Genomic DNA, 25,276 nt, shown 5'->3' with positions numbered 1-25,276 from the left:
GTCGCGACCGCGCCTGTCGTATTGCTCCAGTGCGCGGTCCCCTGGTTCAGGTCCCCGACCCCGGTCGCGGTCCCCCAGCCGCTCCCGTACGTGAAGCGGTTCGTGCCGCTCACGACGCTGTCGTCGATCTGCGTCGTGGCGGCCACGGCCTTCGTGGCCGTGCCGATGTCGGCGACGGCGCTCCCGGCGACGACGAGGGCCGCCACCACTATCAGGGAACTCAGCCGCGAACGTGTCCGATGCTGCTTCATGCGTTCTCTCCCTCCGTTGGGAAATGGATGTGCTGCTCCAGACCGACCACGCCGCACCCTTGCCAGCGAACCGGTTCGCTGAACCATAGGGGGCGCCCCTCTGTCAGCGCAAGATCGCCAGGGCGCAGCGCTGAGGGCGCCCGACAGGGGATGATCAGGACATGAGCCCCCGTGCCCTCGTGCTGCTCGGTGTCGCACTGTTCGCCCTGGCCACGTCCAGCTGCGCAGGCACCGCAGGGATTCCCGATCGTGAGCCGGACGTCACCGGCGTCGTCGCCGGGGCAGGAGGTTCCGGAGACCCGGTCCTCGCCGAGCCGTCCGACGACTACTTCGAGGGCATGCGCCTCCTCCGAGGCGACCCCGTCATCGTCAGGGGCGACGACGGTGAGCCCGTCCCGTCCACCGAGCTCGACGACGGCGACGAGGTCGAGGTGTGGACCGACGGCGCGTGCGCGGAGTCCTACCCCGTCCAGTGCGGGATCGTCGCTCTGCGACTACGGGACTGACGACGGAGCAGAGCGGTTCGGCGTGCAGTCCGCCGTCGCCAGCCCGGCCCTCACGACGCGAGGGCCGCCCGCGCGTTTCCGCGTACCAGCTCGTACACGTACAGGGCCGCGCAGACGCCTGCCAGGGCCGCAAGCCCGGCGATGGCCGGCACCACCGTGAGCAGCGGGACGAGCGCGGCGCAGGCCAGCGCCGCGACCAGGCGCTCGGGATGGGTCGGCTGCCGGACCCGGCGGCGGTAGGCGACCTGGGCGGCGAGGTAGAGCGCCACCCCGCCGCCGAGCGCGGCCGAGGGGATGACGCCGAGCGGATCCCCGACGTGCTCGATGGTCTTCTTGATCCCGAGGGCGAGGAGCACGATGCCCGCGACCATCGGCAGGTGCAGGAAGCTGTAGGCGTCGCGGGCGGTGGTGTTCCGGTCGCGCCGGCGGAGGGCATGCAGGTGGGTCTCGATCGGCTCGGTGCTCTGGTCGAAGTACGTGGCCCAGAGCACCGCCACGACGCCGATCCCCAGCGTGCCCGCCGCGATCGTCGCAGCGTCGAGCACCAGGCCCGCAGCGCCGACGCCGATGGCGAAGATGGACTCGCCCAGCGCGATGATGATGATGAGCCCGTGGCGCTCCGCGAAGTGCCCCGGCGAGAGCCGCCAGCCCTCGATGCCCCGCAGCCCGCCCCCGATGTAGTCGATCCCGAGGGCGACGACCCAGAGCGCCACCAGCGCCCAGTCGTCCAGGAGGACGGCGACCAGCAGGACCACCGGGGCCAGGAGGGCCGTGGGCGCGAGGGTCCGCGCCGCCGTCCGCACGTCCACGTGGACCGTCCCCGTCACGAACAGCGCGACATGCAGGGCCCGCACCACGAGGTACGCACCGGCGAAGACGACGGCGTTCTCCTCGAAGGCGCGCGGGATGGCGAGGGCCGCGACGAGCATCCCCGCCATCGACCCGAACATCGCCAGCCGGACCCCGTTGCGCGACCCGTCGACCTCGTTGGTGAGCCAGGCGTAGGCGCCCCACGCCCACCAGATCGCTCCCAGGATGAGCAGCCCGTGGAGCATCCCGTCCCAGGTCACGTGGTCGGCAAGCCGCGCGGTGACCTGGGTGATCGCGAAGACGAAGACCAGGTCGAAGAAGAGCTCCAGCGGTGCGACGCGCTTCTCGGTTCCGGCGTCCTCTTCAGGGCGCGCGACCTCGGCGGCGTCCGCTGGGTCGCTCGACGGGGCAGGCTCGGAAGTCATGGACCCCACGCTAGGGGGACGCTCGGCGCGTATCCACTGGATACGAGGACGTGGCCGGGAGCCGCCCGGGCAGCGGGGGCGGCTGCGGAACCGACGCGGCAAGGAGAGGTGAAGAGTGCGCCTGGGCAGACTCGAACTGCCGACACCCGCTTTAGGAGAGCGGTGCTCTATCCACTGAGCTACAGGCGCGCGACCTCCCCGCGAGGAGGTGCGCGACCGGCGTCGGACACCTCAGGGTGCCGACACCGACCGGCCACAGCCTAGCGCCCACGGTGCGCGGGGCGCGAAGCGCACCGCGGGCGCGCCCGCCTACTCCTTCACCGCCCCGCTCGACGCGTTCATGATGCGCTTCTGGAACACGAAGAACAGCACCGCGACGGGGATCGTCATGATGACGGCGGCCCCGAGCTTCAGCGGGAACTGGGCTCCCTGGGACAGCGCTCCGGAGGAGAGCTGTGCCACGCCCTTGGTCAGGTTGAACAGGTCCTGCGACTGCGACGCGACGATGAAGTGCGACAGCTCGTTCCACGACCCCTGGAACGCCAGGATGACGATGGTGATGATCGCGGGCCGGGCCATCGGCAGGACCACGGACCAGAACACGCGGAACGTGCCGGCACCGTCGATGCGCGCGGCCTCCTCGACGGCCACCGGGATGGACTCGAAGAAGTTCTTCATGATGAAGATGCCGGCCGCGTCCGCGAGGAGCGGGATGATCAGGCCGGCGTACGAGTCGTAGATCCCGAGCTGGTTGATGACGAGGAACTTCGGGATGAGCAGCACCACGGACGGCACGGCCATGACGGCGACGAGCCCCGCGAACACGGCCGTCCGCCCCGGGAACGTCAGCCGGGACAGCGCATATCCCGCGAGCGAGTTGAAGAACACCCGTCCCATCGTCACCACCACGGTCACGATGATCGAGTTCTGGAACCACAACGGGAAGTCCGAGTTCAGGAACAGCCGCTCGTATGCCGCCGTGCTGAACGTGGCCGGGACGAGCGACAGGGGGTCGTCCGCCGCCTCCGCCTGCGTCTTGAACGACGTCGCGATCGAGATGAGGAACGGGTAGATGTAGATGATCGCGATGGCGATCAGAACGGCGTACGTCAGGGACGTGACGAGGAGGGTCCCGGACGTTGCACGACGGGCGTTGCTCATGCCGCACCCCCTGCCGGTGGCTTGACGGGCACGACGGGGGGCCCGACCGGCACGACGGACGACCGGCCACCCTCACCGGTCGGCCGGAACCGCTTTCGCTTCGGCACGACGTCGGACTCCCGCAGCACGATGCGCTGCAGGATCGTGAGGACGACGATGATCGCGAACAGGATGAACGCGATCGCCGCGCCCTGGCCCCACTGCTGGCTGTTGAACGACGTCTCGTACGACAGGTACGCCGGCGTCAGCGTCGTCTTGGACGGCGAGCCCCGGGTACCCGTGTAGATCTGGTCGAAGACCTGCCAGGTGCCGATGAGGCCCAGCGTGATGACCGTGAACGTCGTCGGCCGGAGCATCGGGACGGTGACGAGCCAGAGGCGCTGCCACGCGTTGGCGCCGTCCACCAGGGTCGCCTCCTGGATGTCGCCGGAGATGCCCTGCAGCGCCGCCAGGTAGAGCAGCATGAACGTCCCGGACGTGGTGAAGATCGCCATGATGATGTAGATGGTCATCGTGACGGACGGCCCGGCAAGCCAGTTCCACCACGACACCCCGAGGAACGGCGCCTCCTGCAGGGCGCCGGGCGGCGAGTCCACGCCGAACGCCCCGAGGATGATGTGCAGCAGCCCGCGGGGGTCGTTGATCCAGTTCGGCCCGTTGACTCCCAGGTACGCGACGGCCCTGTTCACGGCGCCCGACGCCGAGAACAGGAACAGGAACACGACGGTGATGGCCACGCTCGACGTGACCGACGGGAAGTAGAAGGCGGTGCGGAAGAACCCGCGCGCCTTGAGCAGCCGCTGGTTGACCAGCACGGCCAGCAGCAGCGAGATGATCGTCTGGACCGGCACCACGATCAGCACGTAGTAGAGGTTGTTGCGGATCGAGGTGCCGAAGTCTCGCTCCGCCAGACCGCCCCCGGTGAGCAGCTCGGCGTAGTTCTCACCGCCCACGTAGTTCGTGGTCGCCGCGAACGGGCTGCCCCGGCCGGTCCAGTCGGACAGGCTCACCCACAGGGCCATGAAGATCGGCAGCACCAGGAACAGACCCAGGATGACGAGCATCGGCGTGATGAACAGCCAGCCGGCCCCGGTCTGCCCGCGGTTCACACCGGCGCGCCGCCGCCCCCGACGGCGGAGCTCCCGCCGGCGAAGCTCCCGCCGGGTGGGCAGCGCGCCGCCCCCGGGGGTCCCCGGGGGCGTCGCCGGCGTGCTCATGGCGCGACGGCCTCGAGCGTCGACTGGACCGATGTGAGGGTCGCCTGCGGGTCGCCCGACTTCAGGCCCTCGATCTGCGCGTTGAAGTCGGAGATCACGTCCGCGATGCCCTCGATCGGCGGAACACCCTGAGCGGACTCCGCCCCGTCGAGGAACGCGGCCTGCTCGGGGAACTCCCCCTTCCACTCCTCCGCGACGGACTGGATGGACGGCATGACGCCGAACCCGGTCGCGAACGTCATCTGCTGTTCAGCGGATGTCAGGTACTGCACGAGGTCGACGGCCGCCTCCTGGTTCGGGGAGTCTGCGGCGATGCCCCAGCAGTTGGTGAACTGCAGCGTGCCGGGCCCCGCCGGACCCTCGGGGAGCGGGACCACGACGTAGTTGATGTCCGGGAAGTCGTTCTCGAGAGCGCCGATGACCCAGTTGCCCTCGATCGTCATCGCGGCCGCGCCGGTGCCGAAGGCCTCGCCGCCCCAGCCTGAACCGACGTCGGACGGGAACTTGGCGGCGCCGCTGGTGAGCAGGTCCTTGACGTACGTCAGGGCCTCGAGGTTCTCCGGCGTGTCGACGTCCGCGGACAGGGAGTCGTCCACCAGGTGACCGCCCGCCTGTGCCATGAAGGTGCCGATGCGCTGCCACTCCGGCCCGAAGGCGAGGCCGGCCTGGTCGCCCGTGGTGAGCGTCGTCGCGACGGTTCGCAGCTCCTCCCAGGTGGTCGGGTAGTCGTCCTCCGTGAGCCCGGCAGCGGACCACGCGTCGGTGTTGATGACGAGCGCCAGCGTCGAGAAGTCCTTCGGCGCGCAGTAGAGCTGGTCGTCGAACGTGAAGGTCTCCGAGAGCGTCGGGTAGAAGTCGTCGACGTCCTCGAGCTGGTCGCCGTACGGGAACAGCGAACCGTTGGCGGCGTATCCCGGGAAGGAGTCGGTGCTGACGTAGAAGACGTCCGGTGGATTGCCCGAGGCAAAGCCCTGGCTGAGCTGTTGGACGAGGTCCGCCGCGACGCTGACGTTCGCGCCGGTCCCGGCCTCGGAGGACCACGCGCTCACGGCGTCCTTGACGGCTGCGGTCTCCGCGTCGCCGCTCGATCCGATGAGGATCTCCAGGTCGCCGCCCGCCTCCCCGCCCTCGTCGTCGAAGCCTGAGCCGCCGCCGCAGGCCGCGAGCGCCGGCAGGGCAAGGCCTCCGGCTGCGAGGAGCACCGTCAGCCGCGCCGCGCGGGAGCGGGGCGTCCGGCGCCCAGCGCCGGCCGAGGGGAATGTCCTGTGCTGGGTCATCTTCGTCTCCGATACCTGGAATCCGGAATTCCAACGGAATGGGACCGGCAAATCACAAGGCTCGTCTTTTGCTGCCGATCTCTGTCAGTCTCGGACTCTTGCCGCGGAGATGCATGTCGGGGCGGAAAGGGAACGGGGCGGGTAGCGTTCGAGAGGTGACGGAATCACCGGCGGGCACGGCGGCGCCCGGTCTCCAGCCGCTCCTGCACGACCTACTGGTCACCACGATGGCCCCCACACAGGTGTGGAGCGGGCCGGACGGCCAGATCCGCGCCACGGGCGCGCAGGGCGTGTTCCACGCCGACGTGCGCGTGCTGTCCTCGACGGTGCTCACGGTCGACGGCGTGGAGCCGGAGTGGCTGCTCTCCGGGCACCGCGACGCGGGCGTGAGCGAGGCGGTCCTGGCTCTGCGCATGATCGACGGCCCGGGCCCGGACCCCACCGCGTGGGTGCGCCGCCGGTGCGAGGTCTCCCCGGGGCGGGTGCACGCCCCGATCGTGCTGGAGTGCGCGACGCAGGAACCGGTGTCGGGCACGCTCCGGCTGCGGATGTCGAGCGACATGGCCGGGTTCGACTCGGTGAAGCAGGGTGCGCCCGCCGGGCCGCTGCGGCCCGAGGTGGTCGACGGCGGCGTCCAGTGGACCGGCGGGGACGGGGTCACGTGCCGCGTGCTCGTGCCCGATGCACGCATCGACCTCGACGACGAGGGCGCGACCGCGGCCTGGGACGTCACCGTGCACCCGGGTGCGCCGCTCACGCTCGACTGGGACGTCGTCGCCGAGGTCCGGGGCGCGGTGGTGCAGCGGCCCGACAACCCCTTCATCGAGTGGCGGCGACCCGTCGTCACCGCCGACGACCCGCGGCTGGGCCGGCTCCTGCACCGTTCCCTGGACGACCTGGCGACCCTCCGCATGACCTGGGACCAGGCTCCGCGGGAGACCTTCCTCGCGGCCGGCTCCCCGTGGTTCTTCACGCTCTTCGGGCGCGACTCCCTGTGGGCGGCGCGATTCCTGCTGCCGCTGGGCACCGACCTGGCGCGCGGGACGCTGCGCACCCTCGCGGCAGGACAGGGCACGCGCGACGAACCTGCCACGCAGGAGCAGCCCGGCAAGATCCTGCACGAGGTGCGGTCCAAGACCTTGAACCTCGGCGAGGGCACGTCCCTGCCGCCCGTGTACTACGGCACCGTGGACGCCACACCGCTGTGGGTGTGCCTCCTCAAGGACGCATGGCAGTGGGGCATGGCCGACGCCGACGTCGTGGACCTGCTCCCGGCGCTCGACCGCTGCCTCGTGTGGATGCAGGACCACGGCGACAGCGACGGCGACGGCTTCCTCGACTACCAGGACCCCACCGGGCACGGCCTGGCCAACCAGGGCTGGAAGGACTCGGGCGACTCGATCCAGTGGCGCGACGGCCGGCTCGCCGAGGGTCCCATCGCCCTGTCGGAGGTGCAGGCATACGCCTACGAGGCGGCCATGGGCGCCGCGGACCTGCTCGACCACTTCGGGCGGCCGGGCGGCGAGGACTGGCGCCGGTGGGCCGCAGACCTCGCCGAGCGGTTCCGCGCCCGTTTCTGGACCCGCGACGCCGAAGGGCCGTACCCGGGGATCGCGCTCGACCGGCACGGCGCAGTCGTGGACTCGGTCGCGTCCAACATGGGGCACCTGCTGGGCACCGGGCTGCTCCGGCCCGACGAGGAGCGCGTGATCGCCGGGCGGCTCGTCGGCCAGGACATGTCGTCGGGGTACGGGCTGCGCACGCTGTCGACGACGAGCGCCGGGTACTGGCCGCTCAAGTACCACGGCGGGTCGGTGTGGGCGCACGACACGGCGATCGCCGTCCACGGCATGTCCCGGGCCGGCCTGAGGGACGCCGCGACCGTGCTGATCGGGGGCCTGCTCGAGGCCGCGGGCCACTTCGGCTACCAGCTCCCCGAGCTGTACGGCGGCAACCCGGTCGGCGACGGTCCAGGGCCTGTCCCCTACCCCGCGGCCTGCCATCCGCAGGCGTGGTCGGCGGGCGCGGCGGTCGTCGTGCTCACCGCCCTGCTGGACGTGGTGCCGGACCGGGCCGAGGGCGAGCTGCGGATGCGGCCGGCCTCGACGGCGCTGCCGGTGGGCTCCGTGCGCGCGGAGGGGATCAGCGGGTTCGGCGGGCACTGGACGGTGGAGCGGCTGCGCGACGGGACGACGCGCGCGACGCGCACCACGTGACGCGCCGGCGGTGCGGGTGATCTGCGCCGGAATTACGGACAATTTACCTATCTGGGTCCTATCGTTGGGACGCACCGTCGTCGTCCTGTCTGGAGCCTGGGATGTCCGTGCCGTCGTACCCGCGTAGTCCGATCATGATGGTGCTCGGTGTCGTGCTCGTCGCGGCGGGCGTGTTGCTGTTCGTCGGCGGGCTGGTGGCCGTCGTGGGGACGTTCGCGTCCGCCGTGTCAGACTCCGCGTCGGCATCCTTTGCGGACAGTTCCGGCCGGCTCATGCAGCAGACCCTGGTCCTGTTCGGCGGGATCCTCGTGCTGACCGCGGGACGGGTCTTCGTCCGCGGGGCCCGTCGCCGCGGGCTGCGGGACCGGTTCGGACGTCTTGTCATGCTCGCGGCACTGGCCCTGGTGGGGATCGGCCTTGCCACTCTCGTCACCGGCTGGGAATCCGTGGTCGCCGGCATGGAGGACGTGTTCGCCGGCCGCGCCCCGATCGACTCGATCACCGAGGACGACATGTTCTCCGACATCGGCACGATCTTGCTGCCGACGGCGGGGTGGATGCTCGCGGGCGCCGTCCTCGACCTGATCGGCCGCCGTCTCGCCGACGAACCCGACCCCCTGATCACGGTCTCGATGACTGCCGACTTCTGATGGCGACGCCGCGCGGGTACACCGCCCGGCGACCGCGACTCGCCGGGCACGACCCGCACGTCAGCAGGGCTAGACCCAGGCGGCCGGGTCCCCGAGCACCCCGCGGAGCACCTCGCGCGCACCGCCCGTGAGCGCTGCCTGCGGACCCGCCGCCGCGGCCCGCACGTCGATCCGGACGAGCGGCGCAGCGAGCACGCGCTCGACCAGCACTGCTTCGACATCCGGGCGCAGCCACGGCAGCAGGTCCGTGTACGCGCCGCCGAGCACGACGGTGCTCACATCGACGAGGTTGACGAAGTCGGCCAGGGCGGAGCCGAGCGCGCGCCCGGCGGTCCGCACGGCGGCACCGGCCCGTTCCGCCTCGGCCGACGCACCGGCGGAAGGCGCGCGACCGCCGTCGGCCAGGAGGGACAGGAGGTCCGCCAGGGGCGCGTCCGGCGGGAGCCCGGCGCCGCGGAGGATCGCCTCCTTGCCCGCGTACTGCTCGAGGCAGCCGAAGGCGCCGCAGGAGCAGCGCGGCCCCGCGGGGTCGACGACGACGTGCCCGATCTCGCCGTTCCAGCCGCGCTCCCCGAGGAAGAGCGCGCGCTCGACGACGATCGCAGCGCCGATGCCGACGTCGCCCGAGACATAGAGGAAGGAGCCGGGCACGGGTCCGGCGAGCTCGGCCAGCGCTGCGAGCTTGGCCTCGTTCGCGATCTCGACGGGCAGGTCGAGCCCGAGCAGCGGGACGGGCACCAGGGACGACCAGCCCAGGTTGGGGGCGACCTCGAGCCGGCCGGCGCGGGCGTCGACGAGGCCCGGCAGGGCGAGGCGCGCCCCGGCGACGGTGATCCCCTGGGCACGGAGCCCGTCGACGACGTCGCGCGCGAGCTCCCCGAGGCGCCCCAGCACGAGGGCGGGGTCGGAGTCGTGGAAGGCACCGTCGAGGACACGCTCGGCGACGACGTCGCCCGTGAGGTCGAGCACGCGCAGGCCGAGGTAGTCGACGTTCGCCTCGAGCCCGACGCCCACGACCGTCCGGGGCGCGGGGACGAGCGGGACGCCGGGCCGTCCGGCCCTCCCGCCCCCTACCGCGGGCAGCTCGCGCAGGAGCCCGCCGGCCACCAGGCGGTCCACCAGCGTCGACACCGTGGCGCGCGCGAGACCGGTCGCGGCGGCGACATCGGCGCGCGAGAGTGGTCCGGGCGCCTCGAAGACCGCGCGCGCCACGAGCTCGAGGTTGCGCTCGCGCAGGGTGTGCTGGCGAGCGGCTTCGGAGGCGGGCGCTGCGGTCGTCACGCCTTGACTGTAGCCGAGTCGCGCGCAATAGTTCAGTCGTACAACAAATGCGGCGCCGCGCGGTCGGAGCCGCCTCGACGAGGAGACCCCGTGAGCGACATCAAGTACTCGTTCGGCCTGTGGACCGTCGGCTGGAACGCCCAGGACCCGTTCGGTGCAGCGACCCGGCCGAACCTCGACCCCGCCGAGTCCATCCGCAAGCTGGCCGACCTCGGCGCCTGGGGTTTCACGTTCCACGACAACGACGTCTTCCCGTTCGACGCCGACGAGGCCGAGCGCCAGGCCCACATCGACTCCGTGAAGAAGGCGTCCGAGGAGACCGGCCTCGTCGTCGAGATGGTCACGACCAACACCTTCACGCACCCGATGTTCAAGGACGGCGCGTTCACGTCGAACAACCGCGACGTCCGCCGCTTCGGCCTGCGCAAGATCCTCAAGAACGTCGACCTGGCGGCCGAGCTCGGCGCCACGACGTTCGTCATGTGGGGCGGCCGTGAGGGCACGGAGTACGACAACTCGAAGGACCTCAACGCCGCGCACGCCCGCTACGCGGAGGGCATCGACACCGTCGCCGCCTACATCAAGGAGAAGGGCTACGGGCTGAAGATCGCCCTCGAGCCCAAGCCGAACGAGCCTCGCGGCGACATCTTCCTGCCGACGATCGGCCACGCGATCGCGCTGATCAACACGCTCGACAACGGCGACATCGTGGGCCTCAACCCGGAGACGGGCCACGAGCAGATGGCCGGCCTCAACTACACGCACGGCCTTGCCCTGGCCCTGCACGTCGGCAAGCTCTTCCACATCGACCTCAACGGCCAGCACGGGCCGAAGTACGACCAGGACCTCGTGTTCGGTCACGGCGACCTGCTGTCGGCGTTCTTCACGGTCGACCTGCTGGAGAACGGCTTCCCGAACGGCGGCCCCCGCTACGAGGGCCCGCGCCACTTCGACTACAAGCCCTCGCGCACCGAGTACCTCGAGGGCGTGTGGGAGTCGGCCAAGGCCAACATGGAGACGTACGACCTGCTCGCCGCCAAGGCGAAGCAGTACCGCGAGGACTCCGAGGTGCAGGCCGCGTTCGAGCACGCGGGCATCTTCGAGCTGGGTCAGCCGACGCTCGCCGAGGGCGAGACGTTCGAGTCCTTCCTCGCCGACAGGTCCGCCTTCGAGGAGGCCGACGTCGACGCGATGGCCGAGCGCGACTACGGCCTGGTCCGCCTGCACCAGCTCGCGTTGAAGCACCTGATCGGCTGACGGCCCCTCTCCCTCGTCGAGTGCGGGGAGTCTGTTGGTCCCGGACCTCCGGTACAACGGATTCCCCGCACTCAACGGTGTGTTCGGCGCCCGACGCCGGTCGCTCGCCCTCCGTACGACCCTCCCGATCCGCATTCCCACCTGGAGCACCGATGCCCCTCGTCGCCGGCGTGGACACGTCCACGCAGTCCTGCAAGATCGTGATCCGTTCCGCCGAGACCGGCGAGCTGGTCCGTTCGGGCTCCGCCAAGCACCCCGACGGCACGGAGGTCGACCCGTCGCACTGGTGGGCCGCCTTCCAGGAGGCCGCGCGGGCCGCGGGCGGGCTCGACGACGTCGCCGCGATCGCAGTGGGCGGCCAGCAGCACGGTCTCGTTGCCCTCGACCCCGACGGCAACGTGATCCGCCCGGCGCTCCTGTGGAACGACACCCGCTCCGCGCAGGCGGCCCGCGACCTGGTCGCCGAGCTGGGCTCCGGCGATGCCGAGGCCGGCGCGCAGGCCTGGGCGGACGCCGTCGGCTCGGTGCTCGTCGCGTCGCTCACGATCACCAAGCTGCGCTGGCTGCGGGACGCCGAGCCGGAGAACGCGGCGCGCGTCGCGGCCGTGGCGCTCCCCCACGACTGGCTGTCCTGGCGCATCGCCGGGTACGGGCCGGCGGGCGACCCTTCGGCGCCGCTCGGGCCGGACCTCACCGCGCTGTTCACCGACCGGTCCGACGCGTCCGGCACCGGTTACTTCGACGCCTCCGCCATCGGCGGGATGGGCGAGTACCGCCCGGACCTGCTCTCGCTCGCCCTCGGCCGCGACGACGTCGTGCTGCCTCGCGTCCTGGAGCCGTCCGAGGCCGGCGGTGTGGCGCACCCGTCCGTGGCCGGGTCCTCGCTCGACGGCGGGGCCCTGATCGGCCCCGGTGCGGGCGACAACGCCGGCGCCTCCCTCGGCCTCGGCATGGAGCCGGGCGACATCGCGATCTCGATCGGCACGTCGGGTGTCGTGTCGGCCGTTGCGCCGGACCGCACCGCCGACGGGTCGGGCGCGATCAACGGCTTCGCCGACGCGACCGGCAACTCGCTCATGCTCGCGGTCACGCTCAACGCCGCCCGCGTGCTCGACGCCGCCCGCACCGTGCTCGACGTCGACTTCGCCGGCCTGGCCGACCTGGCCCTGTCCGCGCCGGCCGGGTCCGACGGACTCGTGCTCGTGCCCTACCTCGAGGGCGAGCGCACCCCCAACCGGCCCGACGCCACCGGCACGCTGCACGGCCTGCGCCTGAAGAACCAGACGCCCGCGCACGTCGCGCGCGCGTACATCGAGGGCATGCTGTGCGGCCTCGCCGACGGTCTCGACGCGCTGCGCGCGCAGGGCGTGCCGATCGAGCGCGTCATGCTGATCGGCGGGGCGGCTCAGTCGCCCGCCGTGCAGGCGATCGCGCCGCAGATCTTCGGGCTGCCGATCGGCATCCCCGAGCCCGGCGAGTACGTGGCCGACGGCGCCGCGCGCCAGGCCGCGTGGGTGCTTGCGGCGGCGTCCGGGGACGGGGCGGTGCCGGCGTGGTCGACGACGATCGCCACCACCCTGGAGGCGGACCCCGCGCCGGTGATCCGCGCCCAGTACGCGGCGGTGCGCGACCTGGTCTGACCCTGCTCGTCGGCGCGACTCACGCGTTTCCCGGCTCGACCGGGTGCGGCTCAGCCGGCGGGCGTGGGGACGTAGGTGAGGTGCCGGAACCGCACGCCCGTGCGAGACGTGACCCAGCCGCCGTCGGGCACAATGACCGTCCAGCTCGGGCCGATCTCCGGGGCGAACGTGTCGCCCTCGACGAGGAGGTCGACCTCGGTGACCTCGATGCGGTCCGCGACTGCGAGCGCCTCGGTGTAGACCTGTGCGCCCCCCATGACCCAGACCTCGTTACCGCCAGGCGCTGCAGCCGCGGCCGCGAGCGCCTCGTCGAGAGACTCCACGACCACCACTGCCGCGGGCGCGGCAACGGCGGCCGGGTGCCGCGTGACCACGATGTTGGTGCGTCCCGGGAGGGGGCGGAAGCGCGGTGGCAGCGAGTCCCAGGTTCGACGGCCCATCACGACGGGGTGGCCCGACGTTGTCGTGCGGAAGTGCGCGAAGTCCTCCGGGACGTGCCACGGGATGGCGTTGCCGGCGCCGATGACGGGCCGCCCCGCCGCGTCCCGGGCCTGCGCCCAGACCAGGCCGATCACACCGCGACCGGCGCCTTGATGGACGGGTGGTGCGCGTAGCCCACGACCTCGAGGTCCTCGTAGGCGTAGTCGAAGATCGAGTCCCGCGGGGCGAGGCGCAGCGTCGGGTAGGGGTACGGCTCGCGCTCGAGCTGGGTGCGCACCTGGTCCACGTGGTTGTCGTAGATGTGGACGTCGCCGCCGGTCCAGACGAGGTCGCCGACCTCGAGACCTGTCTGCGCCGCGACCATGTGCGTCAGCAGCGCGTACGAGGCGATGTTGAAGGGGACGCCGAGGAAGAGGTCGGCGGAGCGCTGGTAGAGCTGGCAGCTGAGCTTGCCGTCGGCGACGTAGAACTGGAAGAAGGCGTGGCACGGCGGCAGCGCCATGTCTTCCAGCTCGGCCACGTTCCACGCGCTCACGATCAGCCGGCGCGAGTCCGGGTTCGCCTTGATCTGCTCGATCACCTGCGAGATCTGGTCGACGTGCCGGCCGTCCGGCGTCGGCCACGAGCGCCACTGGACGCCGTAGACGGGGCCGAGCTCGCCGTCGGCGTCGGCCCACTCGTCCCAGATGGTGACACCCTGGTCCTGCAGCCACCGGACGTTCGACTCGCCCCGCAGGAACCAGAGGAGCTCCAGCGCCACGGACTTGAGGTGCACCCGCTTCGTGGTGACGAGCGGGAAGCCCTGCGACAGGTCGTACCGGAGCTGCCGCCCGAAGACGCTGCGCGTGCCCGTCCCGGTCCGGTCGTCCTTGTGCGTGCCGGTGGCGAGCACGTCGCGGAGGAGGTCCTCGTACGGGGTGGGGATGGTGGCGGCCATGACCGCAGGCTACCGCGCGGTGGCCCGACGGCGGGTTTCAGGCCGCCGCCTTCAGCTCCCGCAGGCGACGGCCGCGGCGCCGGTAGAGCGCCATGAACACGACGAGCGACAGCGCGATCAGCGCGCCGATCACCGCGCCCCAGGCGGACCCGCCGCGGAACGCGGGGGCGTCGACGTCGAGGATCCGCTCCCCGGCGTGCGCCGCCGCGGACGTCCCGAGCACGATGCCGAGCGTCAGCAGGTTCGGGATCGCCAGGACGACCGCGAGCACCAGCACGCCGACCCGCACCTGCCATCGCCGGTTCGGCCGCAGGGCCTGCGCCCCGACGAGGATCGGCAGCCCGGTGAACGTGGCCCCGACGACCAGGCCCCACCACGCACCCGCCGCGAACGACCCGTCGACCGCCGTACCGATCACCTGCGCCCACCAGCGCGGCAGGAACGCCGCAAGCAGCAGGTACACCAGCCAGGCCAGAACGAGCACCACCAGGACGAGCAGCGCCCGGCGCCCCACGTGACGCCAGTCGATCCGCTGCAGGACGCGGCCCGACGCCGGTCGCTCGCCTTCCGCAGGCGGCGTCACGTTCTCCTCGTGCTCCATGCGGTCGATCATCGGCGCGATCGGCCGTGGCCGCGATCCGGCGCGCAGGGATGCGGGAGTCCGGGCGGGACACGCGCTGGACACGCGGGAACGCGGACCCAGGGCCCTTCCCGGGGGCAGGGGCCCCGGGAACGTGGGCACACGGCAGAGCGTTGTCTCACAGGCCGACGCGTGTCGGTGGCCAGTGGAAGGATCGGGAGCATGACAGAGCAGAGGACGATCAACGAGACCGGCACCGACGAGATTCCTCCGGTGACGCCGTCCCCCACGGACCCCCTGTGGGTGGAGCGCAACGGCACGCGCACCTACACCGGCTTCTCCGGTCGAGGGGCGCGCGTCGAGATCGGCCCGGCGAGCGCGGGCGCGGTGTTCACGCCCGGCGAGCTTCTGAAGGTCGCCCTGGCAGCGTGCGCGGGCATGAGCAGCGACTCGGCCTTCGCCCGCCGCCTCGGTGACGACTACGCGGTGACGATCCGCGTCGAGGACCCGAAGCTCATGTCTGAGGACCGGTACCCGGTGCTCACCGAGAAGTTCGAGATCGACCTGTCGGTCCTGGACGACGCCGACCGGGAGCGCCTCCTGATCATCGCGCAGCGCTCCATCGACAAGACGTGCACCGTGGGCCGCACCCTGAAGGCCGGGGCCGAGGTCCCGCCGGCGCAGTTCGGTCCCCCGGCTCAGGCGGGCGGCGCCTGATGGCCGGCCAGGAGGGCAAGGAGCTCGAGAACCGCGACGCGAATGCCGGCAAGGAGATCGAGGACTGGGTGGCCTACCGCCCGGCCACGCTGCTGGACAACGTGGTCGACCGGGCGGTGCGGATCCCCTCCCCCGCCATCCGCAAGCACGTCGACGGGTTACGGGCCCGCAACCCGGAGGCCTCCCCGGCGGAGATCATCAAGCTCCTGGAGAAGGAGTACCTGCGTGTGATCCAGGTGTCAGGCGGCGGGATCGGCGCGGCGGCGGCGATCCCGGCGGTCGGCACCGGCGTGAGCATGATCCTGTCGGGCAGCGACATCGCGACGTTCTTCGGGTCGTCTGCGGCGTTCGCGCTGGCTGTGGCGGAGGTACACGGGATCGAGGTGGAGGACGTCTCGCGCCGCCGCGCCCTCCTGCTCGCCACCGTACTGGGCGACAAGGGTGCGAAGGACGTCGAGGACGCCGTCGGCGGCTCGGGGGTCGCCTGGGGCAAGGTGCTGCTGACGAGCATGCCGCAGACGACGCTGCGGCGGGTCAACAAGGCACTGACGAACCAGTTCCTCCGCCGGCAGCTCGCGAAGCAGGGCGGCCTGTTCGTGGGCCGGATCATCCCGTTCGGCATCGGTGCCGTGGTCGGCTTCGTGGGCGCCCGGGCTCTGGGCCACACGGTGATCGCGCAGTCGCGCTCGGCCTTCGGCCCTCCGCCGGCACACTTCCCGCGGATCATCGAGCGGGCCCCGACGGCGACGCCACGCGCCCGACGGCGGCTTCGGCTACCCCGGTAACCCGCGTTCGCCCTGCGAACGTCCTACCCTGGCTGCATGGCGGAATGGTCCCGGCGGCACTACCTCATGTGCCGGCCCGCGTACTTCACCGTGAGCTACGAGATCAACCCGTGGATGGACACGACCGTCCCGGTGGACGTCCCCCGCGCGATCGAGCAGTGGGAGTACCTGCGCGACGTCTACAGGGACCTGGGACACACGGTGGACGAGATCGACCCCGAGCCGGGCCTGCCCGACATGGTGTTCGCCGCGAACGGCGCGACCGTCGTGGACGGGCTCGTGTACTCGGCGAAGTTCCGGCACCCCGAGCGCGCCGCGGAGGCGCCGGTGTATCTCAAGTGGTTCGCGGACCGCGGCTACGTCACCTACGAGGCCGACCGCGTCAACGAGGGTGAGGGCGACCTGCTGCTCGCTGGCGAGCGCGTCCTCGCCGGATTCGGCTTCCGCACGGAGCGGGCCGCGCACGACGAGGCACGGGCGCTCTGGAAGCGCGAGCTGGTCAGCCTGGAGCTGGCGGACCCCCGCTACTACCACCTGGACACGGCCCTGACGGTGCTGAACGGCGCCGACGGGACCGGTGCGGCCGAGATCGCGTACCTGCCGCGCGCCTTCTCCCCGGCGTCGCAGGAGATCCTGAGCGACCTCTTCCCCGACGCCGTGCTCGCCGACGACGAGGACGCTGCGGTACTCGGGCTGAACGCCGTGTCGGACGGCCGGCACGTCGTGCACTCGCCCAAGGTGGTGCGCCTCGCCGGTCAGCTCGCCGAGCGCGGGTACGAGACGATCTCCGTGGACACGTCCGAGCTGCTGCGGGCGGGCGGCGGCGCCAAGTGCTGCACGCTGGCGGTCCGGGGCCGGGGCGCACGGGCGGGCGACACAACAACGGGGCTCGCGGACCGGGCGCTGCCCGGCGCGTCCGCGAGCGCTGCGGCGCCAGGTGCGGCAGCGTGACCCCCGTGACCGCTACCAGCGCACTGGCGCACACCTATCACCCCCTTCCCGTCACCATCGCCCGCGCGCAGGGCACGCACGTGTGGGACACCGACGGCATCGAGTACCTCGACTTCCTGGCCGGGTACTCGGCGCTGAACTTCGGGCACCTCCAGCAGGGCGTCGTCGCCGCCGCGATGGACCAGCTCAAGCGCGTGACCCTCACGTCCCGGGCGTTCGACCATGACAAGCTGGAGGAGTTCGCGAACCGGCTGGCCGCGTTCGTCGGGCCGCTGACGACCGGCGGCGCGGAGTCCCTCGTGATCCCCATGAACACCGGCGCCGAAGCCGTGGAGAGCGCGATCAAGACCGTGCGCAAGTGGGGCTACGACGTCAAGGGCGTGCCGGCGGACCAGGCGAAGATCATCGTCGCGGACGGCAACTTCCACGGGCGGACCACCACGATCGTGGGCTTCTCGGACGACCCGGTGACGAGGGACGGCTTCGGGCCGTACGCGCCGGGGTTCGTGTCCGTGCCGTTCGGCGACGTCGACGCCGTGGCCGAGGCGATCGACGACACGACCGTCGCGGTCCTCATGGAGCCGATCCAGGGCGAGGGTGGCGTCGTCCTGCCGCCCGACGCGTTCTGGCCGACGCTCCGGGCGCTCACCGAGGAGCATGGCGTGCTGCTCGTCGCCGACGAGATCCAGTCGGGGCTCGGACGGACGGGCACCACGCTGGCGTCCGAGCTGTGGGGCGTCCGGCCCGACCTCGTCTGCCTCGGCAAGGCTCTCGGCGGCGGCATCGTGCCGGTGTCGGCCGTGGTGGGGCGCCGGGACGTCATCGAGGTCCTCACTCCCGGGACACACGGGTCGACATTCGGCGGGAACCCGCTTGCGTGCGCCGTCGGACTGGCCGTGCTCGACCTCCTCGAGCCGGGCCAGTACCAGGCTCGCACGGTGCAGCTCGGCGAGGTCCTGGCGGAGCGGCTCGACCAGCTCGTCGAGGCCGGGCTGCTGCAGGCCGCCCGGACCGTCGGGCTGTGGGCCGGGATCGACGTCGACCCGGCGCGCGGTACCGGACGCGACCTGTGCGGTGCGCTGCTGGAGCGGGGCGTCCTCGCGAAGGACACGCACGGATCGACGATCCGGCTGTCGCCGCCGCTGTCGATCGTCCAGCCGGAGCTCGAGCAGGCACTGGACCTGCTCGAGGACGCGCTGCGGTCGCTGGCGCCGGCGGAGGTCGACGTGGACGCCTGAGCCGGAGGTGCAGTGCAGGGTGGGGGCCGAGGAACGAGGCACCCGCCCGGAGCGGAACCGCAGGCTCAGGCGTTGAACAACACCGCCTGAGCCGGAGGTGCAGTGCAGGGTGGGGGCCGAGGAACGAGGCACCCGCCCGGAGCGGAACCGCAGGCTCAGGCGGCCGACAACGCCGCCTGAGCCGGAGGTGCAGTGAATTCCGGGCGCCGCGGCGTCAGGTGGGCGTAGAGTCGCGGACGTGACCACGACCCCTGACGCCGCGGCACTGGCCGCGGCTCTCCCGGAGCTCCAGCAGGCTTACGCCGAGCTGCAGGCCAAGGGCCTCAAGCTCGACCTGACGCGCGGCAAGCCGTCCGCCCAGCAGCTGGACCTGTCGAATGCGCTGCTCACCCTTCCCGGAACGGACGTGACCCGCGACGATGCGGGCACCGACGTCCGCAACTACGGCGGGCTCGAGGGCCTGCCGCAGCTCCGCCGGATCTTCGCCGAGCTGCTCGACGTGCCGGTGGAGCAGCTCCTCGCCGGCGGCAACGCGTCGCTGACGCTCATGCACGACACGCTCGCGTACGCGGCATTGTTCGGTTTCCCGGCGTCCCCGAAGCCGTGGGCGCGCGAGGAGAAGGTGCGCTGGATCTGCGCGGTGCCGGGCTACGACCGCCACTTCGCGATCTGCGAGGCCCTCGGCTTCGAGATGATCACCGTACCGATGACCGAGGATGGCCCGGACGCAGCCGCCATCGCGGAGCTCGTCGCGGACGACCCCACGATCAAGGGCGTGTGGGTGGTGCCGGCGTACTCGAACCCGGACGGCGCCGTCATCACGGAGGAGGTCGCCCGGGCGCTCGTGTCGATGCCGACCGCCGCCCCCGACTTCCGCATCATCTGGGACAACGCCTACGCCCTGCACCACCTGACCGACGACGAGGTGACCACCCCGAACGCGATCGGCCTCGCCGCCGAGGCCGGCAACCCCGACCGCGTCGTCATGGTGGCGTCGACCTCGAAGATCACGTTCGCGGGCGCGGGCGTGTCGTTCTGGGCGTCGTCGCCTGCCAACGTCGCCTGGTTCACGAAGCACCTGGCCATCGCGACGATCGGGCCGGACAAGGTGAACCAGCTACGGCACGCGCTGTTCTTCGGGTCCGCCGACGGCGTGCGCGAGCACATGCGCAAGCACCGCGAGATCCTCGCCCCGAAGTTCGAGGCGGTCGTGGAGATCCTGGAGGCGCGGCTCGGGAAGTACGACGTCGCGTCGTGGACAGCGCCGCGGGGCGGGTACTTCGTCTCGCTCGACGTGGTGCCGGGCACGGCATCGCGGGTCGTGCAGCTCGCGAAGGAGGCCGGCATCGCGCTCACGCCCGCCGGCGCGACGTACCCGCACGGCCGCGACCCCGAGAACCGCAACATCCGCCTCGCCCCGTCGATGCCGCCGCTCACCGAGGTGCGCGAGGCGATGGACGGCGTCGCGACGTGCGTCCTGCTGGCCGCGGCGGAGGCCGGCTCCGCCTGACGCGGTCCGCCTGACCCGGCCGGCACGCGCAGCAGTCAGCCCAGCAGCTCCGCGCGCTGGGCGGCGTACTCGTCGGCCGGCCAGCACGTCACCCCGCCGACGACGATCGCCGCGGGCCGCCCCTGCCCGTCCCACACGTACTCGACGGGCTCGCCGACGGCGCGGAATCCGCCGTGCGGGTCCGGGCTGAGCGCATCTCCGTCGGGCGTGAGCGGCTCGGCGCCGACCAGGGGATCGTCGGCGCGCGGGTCGATCAGCCAGAGCCGGTCACCGAGGCGCACGACGTCGGCGAGGCCCCAGAGGTTGGCGAACCGTCCCTCGAACCGCGCGAGGTCGGCGGCGTCCGGCTGGGCGTCCGGCAGCGGGCCACGGCCCGACAGCGCCGTCGCGACCAGGGCGAACAGTCCGTTCGCGATGCCGTCCGCAGGCCCGTCGACGGCGTTCGTCAGCACCGACACCGCGACGCGCCCGGCGGGGTCCCACCAGGTCCGGGTGAGCTGCCCCGGGAAGCCCCCGCTGTGCCCGACGACGCGGCGCCCCTCGATCTCGCGCGACTCGAACCCGAGCCCGTACTGGCGGTCCCGGCCGCGCGGACTCGACACGGTGCTCTCGGCGCGCTGCAGCAGCCGCTGCGACTCGGGAGCGAGGAGCCGGGTGTCGCCGGCGAAGTGCGCGGCGGCCCAGGTGACGAGGTCGCGGGCGGTGGACGTGAGCCCGGTCGCGGCCGCGAGCGCCCCGGTGGGGACGTGCGCGACGGGCAGGCGACGGTCGTCGGTGACCGCTCGGGCGCTGTGCCCGGTGACGAGCCGGCCACCGATCTCCGGCGCCAGATCCGGGAACGTGTCCCGGAGCCCGGCGGGCTCGAGCACGTCGGCGCGCAGGTGCTCGGCGTAGGGCTTGCCGGTGACCGCCTCGACGGCGAGCCCCAGCAGGCCGTACGCCAGGTTGGAGTACTTGAAGTGCTCGCCGCGGCCGAAGACCTCGCCCTCGCGCCTGACCGTGGCGAGCAGCGCCGCCCGGTCGGGGAACGGGGCGCCGAGCTGCCAGAAGTCGGCGTCGCGGCCGTCGCGCCGCACGCCGCCGGTGTGGCCGAGCACCTCGCGGAGCGTCACACGTCCCACGGCCGCGGCGGCGAGCTCCGCCACGTGCGTGCCGAGCGCGTCGTCGAGGCGCAGCGTGCCGCGCTCGGCGAGCCGTAGGACGGCGGTGGCGCAGAACGTCTTGGAGTGGGACGCGACGCGGAACAGGTGATCGGTGCGCAGGGGCTCACCCGTGGCGGCGTCGGCGACGCCGTACGCGCCGTCCAGCACGACGTCGTCGTCCACGAGCACGGCGTACTGGACGCCGGGCACGCGCGCGAAGCCGGCCTGGGTGGCGACCCATCCGGCGAGGTAGGGCGCGGCGGGGCGGACGAGGTCGGCGTCACTGCGAGGGTCGCTCATGGTGCCCCATCCTGCCGGACGCCGACGCCCGCCGGAGCGGCGCGAGGTAGTCGGTCCGTTCGGTCCCGAGGTCCGGTGGTCCCGAGCGAGAAGCGGGCTGGCACAGCCGGACGGACCGACTACCTCGCGACAACGTGTACGCCGAGGTAGTCGGTCTGTCCGACGGACCGACTACCTCGGCGTCGTTCGCGGGACCCTGCCGCAGACCTCGACACGCGGCGTTCCCGCGCGCGCAACACGAATGGGTGAAATGTCCCGGTACGGTGTTCAGCGCTCGGTGAGTCCGCCGAGACCGTCATCACGGAGGAGGTTCCTCGTGCTGCACACCCCGACTCGCCGGGTCCGGCGCCGGTCAACGATCGCCGGCGCGGCCGCGACGCTTCTGCTGGCCCTCAGCCCGGCCGCCGCCACAGCGGCGACCGCCACCGCGGCGACCGCCACCGAGGCCGCAGCAGCGCCCACGGCAGACCCCACACCCGCTCCCCCGGTCTTCGGCCAGGACTGGGACGATCCCCGCACCGCTACCCAGCCGGTCGACCGCCCGGACACGGAGAGCTGCACGGTCCGCATCGTCGACAACGAGTTCGTCAACTTCGACGTCTACACGGCGCAGTACGCCCCGCCCGCCGACTGCGCCGGTGACTGGAGCATGGTCGTGCTCGACCTGCACGGCTCGGTCGCGGGTCGTCAGTTCGACCGTCTGGGCTGGCTGCGGATCGGCGGCGTCCCGGTGTTCAAGACGAGCACGCCGGAGCCGTCGGCGCCGGGCATCGCGTGGTCCGTCGAGAAAGACGTCACCGAGTACGCGGAGCTGCTGCGCGACCCCCGGCTCGTCGAGATGTACCTGGGCAACGTGGTCAACGAGACGTACACGGGCATCCTGGACGTCACGGTGGACCTGACGTTCTACGCGGCGGACGGCGAGTGGCCCGCGGCGAGCACCCCGGAGACGGTGCAGCCCCTCGCCGACGCCACCGGCGGCGACGGCGCGACGCACGGGACCCTGACCGTCCCGGCGAACACGGAGCGCCTGCTGGCCCAGGTCTACGCGACGGGGTCGGGCGGCGGCTGCGAGGAATTCTGGTACACGGCCGCCCCGGCGACCAGCCCGGACGACTACTGGTGCAAGGCGGCCGACGGTCCGTGGCGCGAGGTCCAGGTCTTCGTGGACGGCACCCTGGCGGGCATCGGCACGCCGTACCCGCACGTCTACACGGGCGGCTGGTCCAACCCGTTCCTGTGGTACGTGTTGCCGGCTCCGCGGGCGTTCGACGTCCGGCCGATCGAGATCGACCTGACGCCGTTCGTCGGCACCCTGACCGACGGCCGCCCGCACGAGGTCTCGGTCGTCGTGGACGGCGCCGAGGGCGTCGGCTGGGACGTGCCGACGGCGTTCGTGTCGTGGCAGGACGAGGGTTCCGAGCGCGTGACGGGTGCGCTCACCCGGTCGGCAGCGAGCACGCCCTCCGTCACGAACACCATCGGGACCGACGGCGAACTCTTCACCTCCGACCTCGCCGGCACGCACTCGCTGACGACCGCGGGCTACATCGACACGAGCCACGGCCGCGTCGCCACCACGGTGCAGCGGACGGTGACGCAGGACGCGCACCACTGGTGGTCGGACGGCGAGTGGGACGACGGCGAGCGCCTCACCCTCACCGACAAGGGCACGGTCCGGACCACCGGCGGGCCCGGGGTGCCGTCGGTGCGGCGCTGGTCGTACGCGTACGACCTGGACGGCCTCATCACCGTCACGGAGGCGGGCGACATCACCACGACGATGTCGCTCGCGGACACCGGCACGCGTGACGCCGCGGGTGCCCCGCGCGTCGCGTGGGACGACCGCTACGAGGGCGAGGCCACCTGGAACTACCTCGTGCCGCGCGACCAGCGGGTCTCGACGGGCTGGTCCGAGCACGACTACCGCACCACGGTCGGCACCGGCGCCCACGCCGACCGCTACCACCACGTGATCCGGACGGTGAACGGCGTGGTCCCGGGGGACAGGGTGTCCTGACACCGAGACGACGCCGAGCTTGTAGGTCCGTCCCGGACGGACCTACTACCTCGGCGTCGAAGCGGGTCGCCGTCGGTCACGCCTCCGTGTGCCCCAGGTCCGGCTCCGCCACGAACTGCAGCACGGGCGCGGCCGTCCCGTGCAGCTCCAGCACGACGACCTCGTTCACGTCCCGCACGAGCGGCCCCGGCACGTAGAGCGTGCCGGTCGGCCCGGCGCTCCAGTACCGTCCGAGCAAGGTCCCGTTGACCCAGACGAGGCCCTTGGTCCAGCCGTCGAACCGGAGGAAGTGGTCCGCACCCGCCTCGGTCTCGAAGGTCCCGTGGAAGAACGCGGTGCCCGGCGCCGGGGCGGCGGGCCCCGCGACGCCGTCGGGCGACACCCGCAGGAGCTCCGCGAGCGGCTCGCTCAGCGTCTCCCCGAACGGGTCGTCGCCGAGCCGCAGGGGCGTGACCTCCCACGCGTCGAGGTCGCGTACGGCCGTGCGGGCGGGCCCGACGAGCCCCTTCGGCTCGCCGATGCGCGCGCCGTAGTTGACCCGCCCCTGGTCCTCGACGAGCAGCTCCAGCACGCCGTCGCGAGCCGGCAGGGCGACGGCGTTCTGGTGCAGCGCCCGGTCGAGCACCCCGACCGGGTCCCCGTCGAGCGACACGAGCGCCCGGTCGCGCGCCTCGCCGACGCTCAGCACGCCGTCGGAGGCGGTCACGCGGGTGCGGTAGAGCGCGAACCCGGTCCACTGGCCGAGCTCGTCCATGGTCGGCAGGTGGTCGGCCGTGACAGGCGCGCCGAGCAGCGGGAGCGCCTCGGCGAGCGGCACCCGCCGCCCCAGCACGACGTCGAGAACGGGAGCGGGCCGCGCGGGCCGCGCGGGCGGCGGGACGTCGTCGGGCACCGGGGCGAAGCGGGAGATGACCTCCCGCAGCGCCGCGTACTTCGCGGTGGGCGCGCCGCTCTCGGTGAGGGGCGCGTCGTAGTCGTAGCTGGTGGCGATGGGGCGGTAGATGCCCTTGTCGTTGGCGCCGTTGGTCAGCCCGAGGTTGGTGCCGCCGTGGAACATGTAGAGGTTCACGGACGCGCCCGCGCCGAGCAGGTCGGCAAGGTCGGCGGCGTTGGTCTGAACGGGTGCGACGTGGTGCTCGAGGCCCCAGGAGTCGAACCAGCCGTCCCAGAACTCCATGCACATGAGCGGCCCGGTGGGCTGGTACCGCCGCAGCAGCTCGAGCCGCTCGGCGGCGCGCGAGCCGAACGACGCCATCTTGTGCAGCCCCGGCAGGCCGCCGTGGGCGAGGTGCTCGTCGCTCGCCTGGTCCACGGTGAACAGCGGCACCTCCAGGTGCTCGCGGACCATCGCGACGAGCGCGGTCAGGTACTCGGAACGCTGCTCGGGCGAGTCGTCGCCGTATGCGCCGTACTCGTTCTCGACCTGCACAGCGAGGACCGGGCCGCCCGCGGTGACCTGCCGCTTCGCGACGATGGGCAGCACGTCCGCGTAGTAGCGCGCGATGGCGGCGAGGAACTGCGGCTCGGCCCGTCGCACGCCCACGCCGGGCGTGGCGAACAGCCAGGCGGGCAGGCCGCCGCCGTCCCACTCGGCGCAGATGTACGGGCCTGGCCGGACGATCGCGTACAGGCCCTCGGCGGCGACGAGGTCGAGGAACCGGCCGAGGTCGCGCCGGCCGTCGGTCACGAAGACGCCCTGCTCCGGCGAGTGGAAGTTCCACGGCACGTACGTCTCGATCGTGTTGAGCCCCATGAGGCGCGCGGACCGGATGCGGTCCGCCCACTGCTCGGGGTGCACGCGGAAGTAGTGCAGGGCCCCGCTGATCACCTGCATCGGCCGTCCGTCGAGGAGGAAGTCCCGCTCGCCGATCTCGAACGTGGGCATGCACGCGCCTTTCCGTGGTGAGGTTACCCGGTTGAGGGGTGCCCGACGGCGGACTGGTCGCCTTCCGGGGAAGGCGACC

22 protein-coding genes and 1 tRNA gene are annotated in these 25,276 nt (G+C 72.3%); 11 read left to right on the top strand and 12 right to left on the bottom strand.

Annotation, left to right across the window (positions count from 1 at the left end):
• Positions 1-251: hypothetical protein (locus L1785_RS14955; RefSeq protein ID WP_236090068.1), on the bottom strand; the 251-nt coding region annotated here is incomplete at its 3' end.
• Between the two features lie 161 nt (positions 252-412).
• On the opposite strand from L1785_RS14955, the gene L1785_RS14950 reads away from it, so the two are divergent.
• Complete coding sequence (locus tag L1785_RS14950; protein WP_236090067.1) at positions 413-757, top strand: hypothetical protein; 345 nt, start codon at positions 413-415, stop codon at positions 755-757.
• A gap of 50 nt (positions 758-807) precedes the next feature.
• Here L1785_RS14950 and L1785_RS14945 read toward each other — a convergent pair whose 3' ends face one another.
• The 5 genes from L1785_RS14945 to L1785_RS14925 all read right to left on the bottom strand — a co-directional run bounded on the left by L1785_RS14945 (position 808) and on the right by L1785_RS14925 (position 5,647).
• Positions 808-1,992: a low temperature requirement protein A gene (locus L1785_RS14945; protein WP_236090066.1), complete on the bottom strand. Its 1,185-nt coding sequence runs from the start codon at positions 1,990-1,992 to the stop codon at positions 808-810.
• Between the two features lie 116 nt (positions 1,993-2,108).
• Positions 2,109-2,181 (bottom strand) — tRNA-Arg (locus tag L1785_RS14940).
• A gap of 120 nt (positions 2,182-2,301) precedes the next feature.
• Positions 2,302-3,153 (bottom strand): carbohydrate ABC transporter permease, encoded by an 852-nt coding sequence (locus L1785_RS14935; protein ID WP_236090065.1) that lies wholly within the window; start codon positions 3,151-3,153, stop codon positions 2,302-2,304.
• Positions 3,150-4,370, bottom strand: coding sequence for a carbohydrate ABC transporter permease (locus L1785_RS14930; protein WP_372461870.1), 1,221 nt, complete (start codon positions 4,368-4,370; stop codon positions 3,150-3,152). The genes L1785_RS14935 and L1785_RS14930 overlap by 4 nt, the downstream gene beginning before the upstream one ends.
• Positions 4,367-5,647, bottom strand: coding sequence for a sugar ABC transporter substrate-binding protein (locus L1785_RS14925; protein ID WP_236090064.1), 1,281 nt, complete (start codon positions 5,645-5,647; stop codon positions 4,367-4,369). Before L1785_RS14925 ends, L1785_RS14930 begins: the two co-directional genes overlap by 4 nt.
• A gap of 155 nt (positions 5,648-5,802) precedes the next feature.
• Between L1785_RS14925 and L1785_RS14920 the strand changes: the two genes are divergently transcribed.
• Both L1785_RS14920 and L1785_RS14915 read left to right on the top strand, forming a co-directional pair.
• Positions 5,803-7,863 carry an amylo-alpha-1,6-glucosidase gene (locus tag L1785_RS14920; protein WP_308113338.1) on the top strand — a complete coding sequence of 687 codons (2,061 nt, stop codon included), beginning with the start codon at positions 5,803-5,805 and terminating at the stop codon, positions 7,861-7,863.
• A 134-nt stretch (positions 7,864-7,997) separates the two neighbouring features.
• A complete protein-coding gene (locus tag L1785_RS14915) occupies positions 7,998-8,513 on the top strand; it encodes a hypothetical protein (RefSeq protein WP_236090063.1) in 516 nt (171 codons plus the stop codon).
• Between the two features lie 69 nt (positions 8,514-8,582).
• Here the strand turns inward: L1785_RS14915 and L1785_RS14910 are convergent, their stop codons facing one another.
• A complete protein-coding gene (locus L1785_RS14910) occupies positions 8,583-9,794 on the bottom strand; it encodes an ROK family transcriptional regulator (protein WP_236090062.1) in 1,212 nt (403 codons plus the stop codon).
• 90 nt (positions 9,795-9,884) lie between these two features.
• Between L1785_RS14910 and xylA the strand changes: the two genes are divergently transcribed.
• Together xylA and L1785_RS14900 are read left to right on the top strand one after the other, a co-directional pair.
• The gene (xylA, locus tag L1785_RS14905) at positions 9,885-11,051 is read left to right on the top strand and encodes a xylose isomerase (RefSeq protein WP_236090061.1); all 1,167 of its coding nucleotides are present in this window, start codon (positions 9,885-9,887) and stop codon (positions 11,049-11,051) included.
• A gap of 152 nt (positions 11,052-11,203) precedes the next feature.
• Entirely contained in the window at positions 11,204-12,691 is a 1,488-nt protein-coding gene (locus tag L1785_RS14900; protein WP_236090060.1) for a xylulokinase, read from the top strand.
• 50 nt (positions 12,692-12,741) lie between these two features.
• Here the strand turns inward: L1785_RS14900 and L1785_RS14895 are convergent, their stop codons facing one another.
• Genes L1785_RS14895 through L1785_RS14885 form a run of 3 tightly spaced genes read right to left on the bottom strand, consistent with a single transcriptional unit; the run spans position 12,742 to position 14,670 of the window.
• Positions 12,742-13,266, bottom strand: coding sequence for a dihydrofolate reductase (locus tag L1785_RS14895; protein WP_236090059.1), 525 nt, complete (start codon positions 13,264-13,266; stop codon positions 12,742-12,744).
• Complete coding sequence (locus tag L1785_RS14890) at positions 13,263-14,069, bottom strand: thymidylate synthase (RefSeq protein ID WP_236090058.1); 807 nt, start codon at positions 14,067-14,069, stop codon at positions 13,263-13,265. The genes L1785_RS14895 and L1785_RS14890 overlap by 4 nt, the downstream gene beginning before the upstream one ends.
• Positions 14,070-14,106: 37 nt before the next feature.
• Positions 14,107-14,670 (bottom strand): hypothetical protein, encoded by a 564-nt coding sequence (locus L1785_RS14885; RefSeq protein WP_236090057.1) that lies wholly within the window; start codon positions 14,668-14,670, stop codon positions 14,107-14,109.
• Positions 14,671-14,871: 201 nt separating this feature from the next.
• On the opposite strand from L1785_RS14885, the gene L1785_RS14880 reads away from it, so the two are divergent.
• From L1785_RS14880 to L1785_RS14860, 5 genes are all read left to right on the top strand, one after another.
• On the top strand, positions 14,872-15,366 hold the full coding sequence (locus L1785_RS14880) for an OsmC family protein (protein ID WP_236090056.1): 495 nt from the start codon (positions 14,872-14,874) through the stop codon (positions 15,364-15,366).
• Complete coding sequence (locus L1785_RS14875) at positions 15,366-16,151, top strand: hypothetical protein (protein WP_236090055.1); 786 nt, start codon at positions 15,366-15,368, stop codon at positions 16,149-16,151. The genes L1785_RS14880 and L1785_RS14875 overlap by 1 nt, the downstream gene beginning before the upstream one ends.
• Positions 16,152-16,187: 36 nt before the next feature.
• Entirely contained in the window at positions 16,188-17,102 is a 915-nt protein-coding gene (gene ddaH, locus L1785_RS14870; protein ID WP_236090054.1) for a dimethylargininase, read from the top strand.
• 5 nt (positions 17,103-17,107) lie between these two features.
• Positions 17,108-18,340 (top strand): ornithine--oxo-acid transaminase, encoded by a 1,233-nt coding sequence (gene rocD / locus L1785_RS14865; RefSeq protein WP_236090053.1) that lies wholly within the window; start codon positions 17,108-17,110, stop codon positions 18,338-18,340.
• A gap of 238 nt (positions 18,341-18,578) precedes the next feature.
• Entirely contained in the window at positions 18,579-19,850 is a 1,272-nt protein-coding gene (locus L1785_RS14860) for an aspartate aminotransferase type Ic (protein WP_236090052.1), read from the top strand.
• A gap of 35 nt (positions 19,851-19,885) precedes the next feature.
• Here L1785_RS14860 and L1785_RS14855 read toward each other — a convergent pair whose 3' ends face one another.
• Positions 19,886-21,292: a serine hydrolase domain-containing protein gene (locus tag L1785_RS14855; RefSeq protein ID WP_236090051.1), complete on the bottom strand. Its 1,407-nt coding sequence runs from the start codon at positions 21,290-21,292 to the stop codon at positions 19,886-19,888.
• 316 nt (positions 21,293-21,608) lie between these two features.
• Between L1785_RS14855 and L1785_RS14850 the strand changes: the two genes are divergently transcribed.
• Positions 21,609-23,312: a peptide-N4-asparagine amidase gene (locus L1785_RS14850; RefSeq protein WP_236090050.1), complete on the top strand. Its 1,704-nt coding sequence runs from the start codon at positions 21,609-21,611 to the stop codon at positions 23,310-23,312.
• Between the two features lie 76 nt (positions 23,313-23,388).
• Here L1785_RS14850 and L1785_RS14845 read toward each other — a convergent pair whose 3' ends face one another.
• The gene (locus tag L1785_RS14845) at positions 23,389-25,197 is read right to left on the bottom strand and encodes a glycoside hydrolase family 35 protein (RefSeq protein WP_236090049.1); all 1,809 of its coding nucleotides are present in this window, start codon (positions 25,195-25,197) and stop codon (positions 23,389-23,391) included.
• Positions 25,198-25,276: the final 79 nt, after the last annotated feature.

The sequence above is a fragment of the Antribacter soli genome (genome assembly GCF_021568775.1).
GTDB lineage: Bacteria > Actinomycetota > Actinomycetes > Actinomycetales > Cellulomonadaceae > Antribacter > Antribacter soli.
Note: the sequence above shows the minus strand (reverse complement) of the source record. Positions and strands in the feature narration are given on the sequence as shown.

What these genes read in the sequence shown, in the direction of transcription:
- L1785_RS14950 (WP_236090067.1), top strand. Translation starts at nt 413, where the DNA reads ATGAGCCCCCGTGCCCTCGTGCTGCTCGGTGTCGCACTGTTCGCCCTG.
- L1785_RS14945 (WP_236090066.1), bottom strand. Translation starts at nt 1,992, where the DNA reads ATGACTTCCGAGCCTGCCCCGTCGAGCGACCCAGCGGACGCCGCCGAG.
- L1785_RS14935 (WP_236090065.1), bottom strand. Translation starts at nt 3,153, where the DNA reads ATGAGCAACGCCCGTCGTGCAACGTCCGGGACCCTCCTCGTCACGTCC.
- L1785_RS14930 (WP_372461870.1), bottom strand. Translation starts at nt 4,370, where the DNA reads ATGAGCACGCCGGCGACGCCCCCGGGGACCCCCGGGGGCGGCGCGCTG.
- L1785_RS14925 (WP_236090064.1), bottom strand. Translation starts at nt 5,647, where the DNA reads ATGACCCAGCACAGGACATTCCCCTCGGCCGGCGCTGGGCGCCGGACG.
- L1785_RS14915 (WP_236090063.1), top strand. Translation starts at nt 7,998, where the DNA reads ATGATGGTGCTCGGTGTCGTGCTCGTCGCGGCGGGCGTGTTGCTGTTC.
- L1785_RS14900 (WP_236090060.1), top strand. Translation starts at nt 11,204, where the DNA reads ATGCCCCTCGTCGCCGGCGTGGACACGTCCACGCAGTCCTGCAAGATC.
- L1785_RS14890 (WP_236090058.1), bottom strand. Translation starts at nt 14,069, where the DNA reads ATGGCCGCCACCATCCCCACCCCGTACGAGGACCTCCTCCGCGACGTG.
- L1785_RS14885 (WP_236090057.1), bottom strand. Translation starts at nt 14,670, where the DNA reads ATGGAGCACGAGGAGAACGTGACGCCGCCTGCGGAAGGCGAGCGACCG.
- L1785_RS14880 (WP_236090056.1), top strand. Translation starts at nt 14,872, where the DNA reads ATGACAGAGCAGAGGACGATCAACGAGACCGGCACCGACGAGATTCCT.
- L1785_RS14875 (WP_236090055.1), top strand. Translation starts at nt 15,366, where the DNA reads ATGGCCGGCCAGGAGGGCAAGGAGCTCGAGAACCGCGACGCGAATGCC.
- ddaH (WP_236090054.1), top strand. Translation starts at nt 16,188, where the DNA reads ATGGCGGAATGGTCCCGGCGGCACTACCTCATGTGCCGGCCCGCGTAC.
- L1785_RS14855 (WP_236090051.1), bottom strand. Translation starts at nt 21,292, where the DNA reads ATGAGCGACCCTCGCAGTGACGCCGACCTCGTCCGCCCCGCCGCGCCC.
- L1785_RS14845 (WP_236090049.1), bottom strand. Translation starts at nt 25,197, where the DNA reads ATGCCCACGTTCGAGATCGGCGAGCGGGACTTCCTCCTCGACGGACGG.